Raw genomic sequence first — 13,960 nt, forward strand, 5'->3', positions numbered from 1 at the left:
GTTGAAAAAGTAAAATCCAAACTGGCATGGAGTGTTTGAAGAAAATGGAAGTTTGGGCACTTTGCCTCTTGGCTTTTATTGGGTTTTCTTCCCAAAAACAAAAATCCGCAGCGTTTGAACTTTTGCCCGCCAAATCCACCGGAATATCATTTAACAACCGTCTTAAGGAAGACCAAGCAAATAATATCCTTCGCTACGAATACTTCTACAATGGTGGCGGTGTAGCTGTTGGCGATATCAACAATGATGGCTTGGACGACATATTTTTCACCGGAAATATGTCGGACAACAAGCTTTACCTCAATCAAGGAGACTTTAAGTTTAAGGATATCACGGGTTCGGCCGGGGTGAAGGGAAAAAATTCTTGGACCACAGGTGTCTCGATGGCCGACGTAAACGGTGACGGGCTGTTGGATATCTATGTCTGCTACTCCGGAAAGGGAAATCTGGAAAGTCGAAAAAATGAATTGTATATCAATCAGGGTGATTTGACCTTTAAGGAAGACGCAAAATCCTTCGGCCTTGATGACGCTTCCAATAGTACCCAAGCCATGTTTTTTGATTTTGATAAGGACGGTGACTTGGACATGTTTTTGCTCAACCACAATATCACGGTCATCAATGAAATCGAATTTGACCATGCACGCAGTATGCGCCATCCAACTGCCGGGGACAAACTCTATAGAAACGAAGGTGGAAAATTCACGGATATCAGCGAAAAAGCAGGCATAAAGGGAAACGCGATGGGCTTTGGTCTCGGCATCACGGCCTCAGACCTCAATGGCGACGGATGGATCGACATTTACGTCAGCAACGACTACATTGAAAATGACTACATCTACATCAACAACGGTGACGGGACGTTTTCCGAAAAGATGACAGAAATGCTGCAGCATCTCTCCCATTTCTCTATGGGTTTGGATATCGCGGACATGAACAACGACGGCCTTGTGGATATTTTCACTTTGGACATGCTTCCCGAGGACAACAAACGCCAAAAACTCCTCTACGGCCCAGAAAATTATGAGCAATACGCCTTGATGGTAAATCGCGGTTTTTATCACCAAAACATGCGCAACATGCTCCAACTCAACCAAGGCAAGGGCATGTTCAGCGAGGTCGGGCAATTGGCGGGAATATCCAATACCGACTGGAGCTGGTCGGCGCTTTTTTTTGACGCGGACAATTCTGGACACAAAGACCTTTTCGTAAGTAATGGGTACTATCGAGACTACACAAACCGGGATTTTTTGAAATATAAGGGCGATTACTATTTCAAAGCAGCAGTCGCCCGTGAACCAGCCGACACGCTTCACCTGGTCACAAGTATGAGTTCCACGCCCGTGTCCAATTACATGTTCCGGAATGGGGGAAACTTGGTTTTCGAAGATCAGACCAAAAACTGGGGCCTGTATTTGCCCAATTTCTCGGCCGGCGCTGCCTATGCTGATTTGGACAACGACGGGCAATTGGACCTAATCGTAAACAATATCAATCACCCCGCTTTCATCTACCGCAACAGACTCCGGGAAACCACTGGCAAGCAAACAAATTGGATTCAAGTCAAACTGAAGGGTGAAGAGGCCAACACAAGTGCCATTGGCGCGAAGATTTTTTCATACAATGAGGGTAAAGGTCAACTTGTCGAACAAATGCCGACGCGGGGATTCCAATCTACCGTCAGCCACCGACTGCATTTGGGACTGGGTGAAAACGGCAAGCTCGACTCTCTCGTTGTCGTCTGGCCAAATGGTAAATCGATAATACTCCGAAACCCAGACGTCAACCAAATTCTTGAAATCGAAGAAATAGCGAATGGGAGTCTATTTGCCAAATATGAGCCAAAGACTCATTTTGAAGCCCTCGAAAACTCCATTCCATTCAAACACCAAGAGTATGGATTCAATGATTTCAAAAGACAGCCCTTGCTGCTTGAGATGCCATCCTATGTCGGACCTGTCATGGCAGCATCACCCGCGTTGGAAAATGGCAGTCAACTCGTTTTTGTTGGCGGGACAAAAGCCTCTCCAGGCAAAATGTTTGAAGTCAAAAATGGAATTTGGAGCGAAACGAAGGGATTCAAGTCCGAACCTGAGTTTACGGATTCAGATGCTGTTTTCTTTGATGCCAATGGTGATGGACATTTCGACTTGTACGTCTGCAGCGGCGGCTATCACGATTATCTATCGACCGATGAATCTTTACAAGATCGTATCTACATAAATGATGGGAGCGGGAATTTCAAATATTCCGCAAATTCCCTGCCTTCCATGTTGACAAGCTGCGCTACGGTTGTTGCAGCTGATTTCAACGGGGATGGACTGCAGGACCTTTTTGTGGGCGGTAGGATAGTCCCAGGGAAATATCCGCTCACGCCGAGCAGCTACCTTTTGATCAATCTCGGAAACGGGAAATTTGAAGACAAATCAGTTTCTTTCCTTCCAAAATCCGGTAAACTGGGAATGGTAACGGATGCAGCAGCCATCGATATCAATGGCGATGGTACTACCGATTTGGTTTTGGTCGGAGAATATATGCCAATCACTGTTTTGATAAATCAAGCAGGTAAACAACTCACAGACCAATCGGCTCAATGGATAGAAAACGGTGACGCAGGCTGGTGGCGGTCTCTGGCAGTTGCTGATTTTGATAGTGATGGGGATTTGGACTTTGTAGCCGGGAACTTCGGGCTCAATTCGCAATTCAAGCCATCGGCGGAAGAACCATTGACATTGTATTTCGCCGATTTTGATGAAAATGGCTCTATCGACCCCATCTTGGTTTCTTATATCCAAGGCCAACCTTTCCCCTTTCCAACCCGCGATGAACTACTGGATCAAATGTATAGCATGAGGCCAAAATTCACGGATTATGCGAGTTATGCAGAAGCAAATTTGGAAAAAGTCCTTGGGAAAGAACAGCTTGAAAAGGCGCAGATGCTGACTGCAACCGAACTTCGTACTTCTTATTTTGAAAATACCGGATCAAAACTTGCGGGAAGACCAATGCCAATTGAAGCCCAAATGGCACCTGTACAAGCCATCCTTCCTTTGGATTACAACAATGACGGAAACCTGGATTTGGTTCTGGCAGGTAATCAAAACTACATCAGAATTCGGCTTGGTGTCATTGACGCGAATTTGGGACAGTTATTTGAGGGGGATGGAACGGGAAATTTCAAACTTGTACCACAAACTATATCAGGGTTCTCGATTTTGGGGGATGTGAAATCAATCTTACAGCTTCCCTCCGATCAAGATCGCATCCACTTCGGGATCAATAACATGGGTATCAAAACCTACCAATTGAAAAAAATGCCATGAAATACCTAACCGCTTCATATCTCTGGATTTTCGTGGTTTTGGCTCCATCCGTGGCGTTCGGTCAGAAGGCCAAAGAAATCCCAACGGATTTTTATATCGACAATCTTTTTCACATTACCGAGGTGATGGTGACGGATGTCGCTTCACCTCCTGCGGCCGCCAGGTTCTATGCCTACACCACGCTAGCGGCACATTTGGCTTGGGAAACAGCTAATAATCCAACAGATGCGAAAACTTTGTTGGCAAAATCGAATATAGAATTCAGTGATTTCCCGAAAGCCGAACCCGAAATTGTACCTGAATTTGCCGCCATTTACACCATGCTCGAGGTCGGAAAGAAAATCATGCCCTCCGGTAAACTGCTAGAATTGAAACAGGAGGAATTGCTCAGGGAATTTTCAAAAAATAAACTGGTTTCTAAAAAGGCATTTGCAAAAAACATTGCATTTGCAGAGGCTTTCGCTTTATCGATGGTGGCAATGGCAAAGGCCGACGGCTACAACAAACTGAGTACTTTCACCCGCTACAGCCCAAAGGCAAAAGAGGGACATTGGTACCCAACTCCGCCCGCATACATGGCGCCTGTCGAGCCGGAATGGCGTACGATACGCACTTTTTTCATAGAAAAAATTGAGGAATACAAGCCGGAACCTCCGGCAGCGTTTGACCTCGGCGACGGGTCCCCATTCAAGCTGCAATTGGATGAGGTGTGGAAAACAAGCAAAAATCTTACGGAAGAACAGGAGTTAATCGCGAATTTCTGGGATTGCAATCCTTTCAAGGTCGACTTTTCCGGCCATATGGCGATTGGAATCAAGAAAATTTCCCCTGGAGGACATTGGATCGGCATCACAGGTATTGCCAGCAAAAAAGCAAAGCTTGACTGGAAAAAAACCCTATACGTCCACGCATTGGTTGGCATGGGACTGCATGATGCATTTGTGAGTTGTTGGGAGGAGAAATATGACTCCGACCGCATTCGGCCCGAATCCGCCATCAATAAATACTTAGATCCTGCTTGGAGACCTATTCTCCAAACCCCGCCTTTTCCCGAATACACCAGCGGACACAGCGTCATTTCGAGGACAAGTGCCGAAATACTCACCGCTTTTTTTGGAAATGATTTTGACTTTGTGGATAGCTCGGAAGTCTATTTCGGATTGCCGGAAAGGCCTTTCAAATCCTTTTTTGAAGCTTCAGAAGAAGCTGCAATATCACGCCTGTATGGAGGAATCCATTTCCGGGATGCAATCGAGCAGGGCTCAAAGCAAGGCGAGAAAATCGGCAAATACATTGTCGAGCGCGTCCGCTAATCCAAATTGACCAAATTACCATCCAAGCCAACCGGAATTGCAAAGGGATTCAGTAATCTATCCACTAACACCGCGACTTGGGCCCTGTTGAGAATATTTTTTGGGTTAAAACCTGAACCAAATTTTGCGGCATCCCAAGCGTATTCTACCTTATTCAGCGTAATTTTTTTATCGATTACCACAAGGATTTCCAAAAGTCCCTCGCCTGTCAATGGCTCGCCCGAAGCCGACCAGTATTGTGCCAATTGCGGATAGATCGGCCGAAGTCCCTCCACCAACTCAAACTGGGATATCTCCCTCCCAGGATAAAACCACGTTTGGTTGGCCCATTTGTAAGGGACACCATGGCCTTTCAGGATGCCAGTTGCGCCAATCCTCTGAATCGACTGAAAATGGGAATCATTGGCCTTCACGTCAATATAAGGCATGATGTAGGCGTTTTTGTCCAATAATGCCTGCTGAACCTCCCTAACCCCAATCTCTTGCAGCGACTTGTTTTTCAACAAGGCAGTTCCAGCCAATGCTCCAGCGGCTTGACCAATACCCAATACAACAGGCTGCAGTCTCGAAGCGCCATTCACGATGTTGGAAACACCTATGCTCTTCTCCGCCACGATGAGATGCGTCGAGTTTTTCGGAATCAGACTTCCCAAGGGAACATTGTAAGACGGTACACGGATTTTGATAAAATCAATCGCAGGTGCCTTAGGATTCATCTTGTGATGATGGTCAATGGTGTAATCACCCACAGCAACCCCAGTACGGTAAAGCGGATTGTCCTGTGAAAAAGGATCCAAAACATGCGGCAAAGTAAACATTGCCTCCGAGACCATTCTCCGCGACTCGCGGTGGTAAGGAATCATGGGCAATTGATCCTTGGTTGGAAACTCATCATCCGCAAGACCCAAATGCTTGAATCCCAACTCGGTCTGGATATAGTAAATGAACCGCAGTGAATGGAGTTTTGCTTCTTCCAAAGCCTTGCTGCGATCTTCCTTTGAAAGTTCCACGATATTCATGTAGATATCATTCCCACAATTTGGCCAATTTATCATGTACTTGCCGTTGGGCAAGCGGCCATAATTCAGCATCTTTTGACAATCGCTTTGGGGGTTATCAAAAGAAATCGGATCAGCATGATCACAAGCGCATCTGAACATATCAGGATCGTATCCCTTTGGCTTGGGAATAGTTTTGTCCTTACCCTCTCCATAATCCTTCAAAATCACCACATAGGTCAAGTCCTGAACGATGTCGTTTGCAGATTCCGGTGCGAAAATTTCCCCAAACCGATCCCGACTATCCATTCCGACATAGTAATCAAGTCCCAAGGAAGCTGCCACGTCCCCCAATTCTGTGGCATCAATGAGCATTTTTGCATTGATTGTTTTTTGCTTGCCTTTTTCCAAATAAGAAACCGTCCACCGGCCGTTTTCAAAGTCAGCTTTTGTCCATGTCGTTTGAAACAAAACCGTGATATTGGGTTCATTCTTTACCCATTCCTGAAAAATCCTGTTACCGACCGAAGGTTCAAAAAGCGTATGGCTAACCCAACCTGTCCCGACCGCCTGGGGACCTCCATAATGCGCATATAGTTTCTCGCGAAATTCTCCCCAAATGCCTGAAGGCAACTCGTGGTTTCCGTCAATTGCAGATACGCCGGCAGAAGTCAGCATTCCACCGAGCCATGTTGTCTCCTCCAAAATCGTGACTTTGACTCCCATCCTTGCAGCATGAATTGCCGCCGAGGTGCCACTTGCACCGCCACCAATGACTAACAAATCGGTAGACTGTTGACAAAAAGTTGGATTACAGAAGATCAGCGAGCAGAAAATGATCGATAGGTAAGGTAAAAATCTCATGAGTCTCATGGATAATTTTTTTGAAGTTTGTGTAACTGCAAGATAGGCCTGCAAACCTTACGGGGAAAGGCTTTTATGAAAGTCTTCACCGTAGATTCGGGAAAAATGTGGCGTTACGCGGTATTGAAGAAGTTTGGATTTACTTTGAAAAGTATGAATTTAAAGAGAGTGCATTCCCGCGTTTACCCAGTCAAACGAAACCCTAAGCTTACTTGTCACCTTTTTTGACAGAAGAGCCGCGCGGATGTAGTACCGTGGGGAGCACTTCCCGGATGACCGCTTTCTGGTTTCCATTTTCTTTAAGAAGCTCCAGCATGCCCTCCATCAGCCGATCCGCAATTTGGTGCAGGGGCTGCTCGATCCCGGTGATATTGGGTTGAAATAGGCTGAAAAAATAGTGATCATCAAAAGAAACGACAGCCAAATCATCCGGTATTCTTTTCCCCAATTGCTGAATGGCTCTCAACCCTTCAAATGCCAGGTAATTGGTCGAGAAAAATACGGCATCCAACTCAGGATTGGTCTTTAGAAATCCAGTTATTTTCTCAAGCTCCTCATTTTCAGAATAGTTGTGAAATGGCACATGTAGCACATGCTCGGCTAAACCATATTTCATGACTGCTCTTCGATAACCGGCGAGTCTGAGCTTCATCTGCATTTGATCTGACTCAACATGTATCAATCCAATATGCTTGCATCCCTGCATGACTAAGTGCTCGGTTGCTTCAAACGCACTCTGTTCATTTTCAACGATCACATAACTGCAATCAACCTCCGGCATCCACCTGTCAAACAAAAGCACCGCGAAATCTTCCTCCAAAAGTTCCGAAATGGTGGATTCCAAGTCGGGAGTCGGCGTAATCACAAACCCATCCACATTCCTGACTTTGAATGTCCCTATCAGTTCCTTGGCCTTTTTGGGGTCATTTTCGGTGCTGCAATAGATTATTTTGTAGCCATTTTCGAATGCCTTTTCTTCAATCAGCCTGGCAATCGATGCAAAAAAATGGTTGGAAATATCCTCCACCATGAATACGATTACCTTGGATTTGCCCAATCTCAAGCTCTGTGCAAGATGGCTGGGCCTGTACCCAGTTTCCTGGATATAACTCTCCACCCGGGCTATCAACTCGCTAGAAATCCGCTTCTCCTTTGCCTTTCCATTGAGGATAAAGGACACTGTGGTAATTGAAATATCCAATGCCTTCGCAATGTCTTTGATGGATATTTTCTTTTTCGCCATTTGCAGATTGGGGGTATTTTGAACCCGCAATATGGCTAAAAATGGGAATTAATCCATCAAGCTGCTTTCTATTGGGATTGAAATGCCTTGTACAGCGCCGTGAGTAAGGTGCGGTCTTTTGAATCTTCATGATACTCCCAGAACATACCGCCCGCCAAGCCTTTCTCCTTGATAAACTTTACCTTGGCTTCTAGAGATTGGGGATCTTCAAAGGTCACGAAAATGGAATCTTTGGCGTTCCAGAGATAGGGTGCTTGTGCCTCTTCATCCCAATGTCTCGAAAAATCAGGGTTCTTCATAAGTTCTGAAATCTCCAAAAATGGGTATCCCTTTGCCCCTTTACCTGTCTGACCGAGCCCATTATTTTCAGGGTTTACGGATTCCCATGATCTTCCATAAAAAGCCATACCCATAACAAGCTTGCTCGCGGGCACGCCTGCTTGGATATGCTCATCCACTGCTTTTGAGGCCGACCGATTTGAATATTTACTTGCAAACAAGTTGGTATGATGCCCCGTGGTATCCCTTACTGATTGGACGATGAAATCGTAGGTCATGATATTGATGAAATCCAAGTATTTCTGGGCTTCGCCAAGATTATTGACCTCCACAAACTCTGTGAATCCTCCCGTTGCAATGGTCTGAAGGTACGGTTTCCCAGTCACTCTCGTGAGACTGTCCAATGCATGTCTGACCGATTGTAGCATTGATACGAAATTCTCCCGATCCTCGGGTCTGTAGGGATTGTTGTCGCCGGGAAGCGCCGGATACTCCCAATCGAAATCAAGCCCATCTAGGTCATGCCGTATGAGGTAATCTATAGCGGATGCCGTATACACCTTCCGTCCTTCGGGAGTCAGCACCGCGTCCGAGAACCCTTTAGACCAGGTCCATCCACCGACGGAAATGAGAATCTTCAAATCAGGATTTTTGCCTTTGAGGCTCCTCAAAAGTGCGAGATTCGCTTTATCCTGCTCTTCCCTCCCCTCGCCTTCTCTCACCTTCCCATCGATGACGTTTGCAAAAGCGTAATTGATGTGTGTGAGCTTGTCGGCATGGATGAGGCTGGTATCCACTCCTTTCCAGCCGGCGATATAGCCGATGATTTTGTATTTCTCGGGTGCAACGTTTTCTACATTTTCAGCACTTGGCCGGCAGGATATCGCGGCACACATACCCGCCAAAAGGATCAGTCGATAAGCAAGTTTTTTCATTTCAAAGCAAATTTTTCAAAAGAAAAAGGTGCCAAGAGGCACCCTTTTCAAAACAACAATTAACCAAAATCAATTAATTTCCTCCATCCCACCAAACCTTCGTCATGAGATTGTCGCCGCCCATTCTGGACCTCGCAGCCTCATAGTTTTGTGGATTCGCACCGATCTCAGATTCCCAGTAACGAAGGCGTCTTGGAATCTCATTGGCTTCAAACCTGTTTGGATCTTGGGTCGGAGTCAAAGCTGGGTAGCCAGTTCTTCTCCAATTGGACCAAGATTCGATATCATTGAGCCATGTCGCAGCCCAATACTCTTCACCGATCAAGCGCAATTTGTCTGCATTAGATGCTGCCGCAAAGCCCCTTCCGGCAATGTATGTGTTTACCTGATCCGCAGTTCTCGCAAATGAAGCATCAAACGCAGTCCAGGAATTGATCGCAGCTGCGACACCGTTTGAGAAATGTGTATTTGCATCGGTAGAAATCCACCCTTTCACGGCAGCCTCTGCTTTCATCAACTCCGTCTCTGCATATGTGATCAAGATATAAGGATCTTCCCAATCCAAATATTTGAGATTCAACATGGAAAACATTCTGTTTCCTCTTGCATTGAAATCGTCCAAATCCGCTCCTGTGAGGATAGTCCGGATGGTCGTTGAGTTGTAGCCGTTTGGCATACCTCTTTGTGCAGCTGGATCAGTCACCCAGGTTGAAGGATCTGCCGGTGTGCCGATTCCGCCTGAGATGATCATCAAACGAGGATCGTTGTTGGCTTTCATCCAATCGATGAAGGTCTTGCTGATTTTACAGTCATTGGAATACTTATACGTGTTCCAATAGCCATCATTCAAACCGTTACGGTTCACGCCAATAGGGCCGACGGTGAATTTGATGTATCCGTTATCAGCATTGGATGTGAATGTACCACTGTTATTCGCTTCGATAAATACTTCCCTTGCCTTGGCAGCATCAACGTTACTCATACGCATTGCGATTCTCATCAAAAGCGCGTTAGTGAATCTTTTCCACTTATCAATATTGCCACCGTACATGAAATCCTGCGCACCCAACGAACGAGCGGAAGCCGAGAACTTATCTCTCGCAGCCCTCAATTGGATCACCATGTCGTTGTAGATATCCCTTTGATTATCATACTGCGGAAACCAGTTTTCCTCGCTTTCCAATCCCCTGCCTGCTTGAAAGTACGGAATATCACCATAGAGGTCAGTCATTCTATGGAGGTCAAAAATATTCAATACCGTAGCCGCTGCGTTCACATTGGCTTCTGCTGGATTGTCCTTTGTCTGATCGATAACGACCGCAAATGCCCTGATTACATCTGTATAGTGACGTTCCATGTAGGCGCCACTGTATTGGGCATTATAGAAATACTTATCCCCGCTGAAATATCCCGCCAAAGAAGAAGTATGCTGGATCATCGTCGCGGAGTAGAGCATATTTGCCCTCGTATTCTCATATTCACCTGCTATTCTCAGCATCGACAGTGAAAACAAATACTGAGGGTCCATTTCGGTCACAGCATTGGGGTCTACGTTGAGATCAAACAGATCCTGCTCATTGCACGAAGTGAAACTCAATGTCAGTGCGAGCAGAAGTCCAGATATTTTATGAATTTTTTTCATGTTCGTTTCAGTTAAAATCAGGAAACAGGATTAGAAGTTAAGGTTGAGATTGAAACCGAAATTTCTGGTTGTAGGAGATGCGAAGAACTCCAAGCCTTGCGCATTGCCGCTAGTGGTGTAAGCAGACTCTGGATCGATGTTGGGAACATTAGACCACAAGAGGAACAAATCCCTGCCGACAAATGAGAGTGAAGCAGAAGTAAATGGCGTTTTATTCAGGATTGTGCTAGGGAATGTATATCCCAAGGAGAATTCCCTTAGCTTACCGAATGAAGCGTCATATACAATGTTCTCTGTGATCAGAGCATAGTTGCTATAGTAGTTGTCAATCAGGAACTCTGCCGGATTCCCAGGATTCGCAGGAATATTCCATGTCCTTGCTTCACCATTTCTTGTTACACCTGATACGGTTAAACCATTTTCCCGACCATTGAGCGTTTCGCCATGCAAGCCATAGACATAGGCGAAGTAATTGGTTCCTGATACCAAGTGGCCACCGCTTCTGAAATCGATCAGGAAGCTCATTCGCCAATTTTTGTAGGAAAGGTTGTTCAAGATGCCACCTGAGATTGGATGTCTTCCTTCAGCGATTGTCTCCAAACCATTTGTTGGAACTGGCAAGCCCTGATCGTCATAGACTTTTTGTCCATCGATCGTCAAATGCTTGAAGCCAGCGATCATACCCAATGGCTGACCCACAATGTGGCGGATTCTTTCTCTTCTAAGCCTGGATTCATCCAAGTTGATGAACTCAATCGGTTCGCCCTTGGCATTGGTACCCAAGTCAAGCACCTTTGCACGGTTGTTGGCATAGTTGAACGAGATATCCCATTTGAAATCTCTCTTTTGCAATACAACAACGTTCAACAACAACTCAATACCCTTGTTCTCCATTTCTCCGATATTGACCAAAGTGGAACCAAAACCAGAGGTAGCAGAAATACCCAATGGCAAAATGTCGCCGCTGGTTCTTCTGTTGTAATAAGCAACATCCAATCCAACCTTGTTTTCGAAGAATCTCAAATCAAAGCCAAATTCATATTCTTTGGACCTGTAGGGTTGTAGGTTTGCATTTGGGATCGAACCGTTATTGATTTGACCAAGGAAACCTCCTAAGTGTCCTGACCCAACTAGACCGTACGTAAGGTTCAGCAGATAAGGCGAAGGTGCCCCTCCACCCGTCTCACCATAAGACGCCCGGACCTTACCGAAGGTGAAAAATTGAGGCAAAGTGAACGCATCCGAGAACACAAAACTGGTTCCGACGGATGGATAAAACAGTTTGGTGTTTGCTGGATCAAAACTAGAGCTACCTGCAGCATACAGCGTAGAGAACTGGTCTTGTCTTGCTGTCAGGTTAAGGAACAACATGTTTTTGTACCCTAAATTGGCGTAACCAAACACTGAATTGATACCCCACTCGTTGAATCCATATCCAACTTGGGGTGCGGCAACGTTCCTCAAACTGTGGACAAATGGAATTACTAGATCGTTACCACCGCCACTCAATACCTCTGTCCCACGTCTCATGCGGTTACCACCGATCAATGCATCGACAGAGAAGTCACCGAATTGCTTTTGGGCACCAATGAAGAGATCAAGGTTGTCTTCACGAATATTTGTCTTATTAGTGAAATAATCTCCTCTAGGCTTAAATGCGGTACCCCATGGAGTGTAGCTGTGGTCAGTACGTGCCTGAAAATCAGTACCCGCACGGCCCATAATGTACAACCAATCAGTGATGTCATAACGGAGTGAAACCTTACCCAAAATACGGTTGGTCAAATCCTCCCTGAAAAACTGGTATGCTGCCCAGTACGGGTTAGTTTGGAACACATTCTGCTGAAACCTCAATTCGTTCCCATCTTCCAAAGCCCCCAACTTGTCGGTAGTCCCTTTCATCACGTCCAAAGGCAGTGTGCCAGGCTTGGTCATAATAGCGAAGTTGGCATTACCAGGAGAATCAGAAAGTCTCGGCCGGTTTTTGGCAAGTTGCTTGGTGTATTGGGCACTGAAATCCAAGGTCAAACGCTTCAATTTGCTGTTGATATTGACGTTCAACACATCTCGATTGAAGCCCGCATTTGGCATGATGTCCTTATTGTCAAGCCTTGAATAAGCCAAACGGTAAGTACCGGTTTCATTTCCACCGCTCAAGGCTACAGAGTTATTCAGGGTCGTACCGGTTCTGTAAAAGTCATTCAAACCCTCTCCCGTATGCTGGTAAGGTCTTGAAACACCATCGAATTGGATCACGTTTTGGTTTCCATAACGCGAACCCCAATGGGTCTGACCAATTTCGAGTGCTTCGCCAGCCGTGGTTGCCACTACGCCATCACGTCCAGGCCCGTATGACCTTTGGTAGTCGGTGAAATCCCATACATTGTCAAAAGTAACGTTTGAATTGAGTGCAACACCGATACCTTTTCTTGCTTTACCAGACTTGGTGGTGATCAAAATCACACCGTTTGCTGCCCTAGCACCGTAAAGTGCCGCAGCGGCATTACCTTTCAATACAGAAATACTTTCGATATCATCGGGGTTGATAGCCGCCAAGCCGTCACCAGCATCGTTACCGCCCCACATACCGGCACTACCAAGGTTGCCAGATTCGATAGGCATACCGTTAACCACATAGAGTGGCTGGTCATTGCCTGTCAGGGATGAACCACCACGGATGACGACCCGCGTAGATCCACCGGCACCTGTCGCTGGCGGGGTCACGTTCACACCGGCAATCTTTCCGGAAAGTGCGTTTCCGACGTTGATCGCCCTGGATTCCGTAAACCGTTCACCACCGACTTGGGTCACGGAGAAACCCAAAGCCTTCTTGTCCTTTTCCATACCAAAGGAAGTCACGACCACCTCAGACAAGTCTGAAACGTCTTCCGCCAACGTCACATTGATACTGCTTTGGTTGCCTACCAGAAATTCCTGGTCCTTAAACCCGATGAAAGAAAATACCAACACAGAATTGCTGGTAACAGAAATCGAATAATTACCATCCAGGTCAGTGGTGGTACCGGTATTTGCGATCCTATCCAGGACGTTTACCCCTGGAATGGGTTCACCGGCACTGTCGACGACCTTACCGGTTAGCACTCTCGTTTGGCCATACACCTCAAATCCCGAGGCGAAGAGTATAACCAAAGCCAACATCAATTGTACAACTTTGTTCATAGGAGTTAATTTAGGGTTACTTCATTTTTCTTGTCGTTAAAATCAATTGGTTTTGAAACAATAAATCCTATGGCTTTTGACATGTGCACGGTTTTAAAATATGATGGCTTAAAATGATCAATAAACAGAATTTTATACCGCACTTTCTGGCCAGCCTAGTATTTGCTATGTGTAAATATATTT

General features: G+C 45.9%; 7 protein-coding genes. 2 read left to right on the plus strand and 5 right to left on the minus strand.

Going from position 1 to position 13,960, the window contains the following annotated elements:
* Positions 1–26 precede the first annotated feature (26 nt).
* Both L0U89_RS18690 and L0U89_RS18695 read left to right on the plus strand, forming a co-directional pair.
* A complete protein-coding gene (locus L0U89_RS18690) occupies positions 27–3,323 on the plus strand; it encodes a VCBS repeat-containing protein (RefSeq protein WP_234862914.1) in 3,297 nt (1,098 codons plus the stop codon).
* Entirely contained in the window at positions 3,320–4,636 is a 1,317-nt protein-coding gene (locus L0U89_RS18695; RefSeq protein WP_234862915.1) for a vanadium-dependent haloperoxidase, read from the plus strand. The genes L0U89_RS18690 and L0U89_RS18695 overlap by 4 nt, the downstream gene beginning before the upstream one ends.
* Here the strand turns inward: L0U89_RS18695 and L0U89_RS18700 are convergent.
* The 5 genes from L0U89_RS18700 to L0U89_RS18720 all read right to left on the minus strand — a co-directional run bounded on the left by L0U89_RS18700 (position 4,633) and on the right by L0U89_RS18720 (position 13,777).
* Positions 4,633–6,507, minus strand: a complete 1,875-nt coding sequence (locus tag L0U89_RS18700; RefSeq protein WP_234862916.1) for an FAD-dependent oxidoreductase — start codon at positions 6,505–6,507, stop codon at positions 4,633–4,635. The two genes, L0U89_RS18695 and L0U89_RS18700, sit on opposite strands and share 4 nt — an antisense overlap.
* 199 nt (positions 6,508–6,706) lie before the next feature.
* A complete protein-coding gene (locus tag L0U89_RS18705; RefSeq protein WP_234862917.1) occupies positions 6,707–7,741 on the minus strand; it encodes a LacI family DNA-binding transcriptional regulator in 1,035 nt (344 codons plus the stop codon).
* A 68-nt stretch (positions 7,742–7,809) separates the two neighbouring features.
* Entirely contained in the window at positions 7,810–8,955 is a 1,146-nt protein-coding gene (locus L0U89_RS18710) for a glycoside hydrolase family 18 protein (protein WP_234862918.1), read from the minus strand.
* 73 nt (positions 8,956–9,028) lie between these two features.
* Positions 9,029–10,597: a SusD/RagB family nutrient-binding outer membrane lipoprotein gene (locus L0U89_RS18715; RefSeq protein WP_234862919.1), complete on the minus strand. Its 1,569-nt coding sequence runs from the start codon at positions 10,595–10,597 to the stop codon at positions 9,029–9,031.
* A 30-nt stretch (positions 10,598–10,627) separates the two neighbouring features.
* Complete coding sequence (locus L0U89_RS18720; RefSeq protein WP_234862920.1) at positions 10,628–13,777, minus strand: SusC/RagA family TonB-linked outer membrane protein; 3,150 nt, start codon at positions 13,775–13,777, stop codon at positions 10,628–10,630.
* Between the last annotated feature and the right edge of the window lie 183 nt (positions 13,778–13,960).

It is taken from the genome of Mariniradius sediminis, from assembly GCF_021491425.1.
GTDB lineage: Bacteria > Bacteroidota > Bacteroidia > Cytophagales > Cyclobacteriaceae > Mariniradius > Mariniradius saccharolyticus.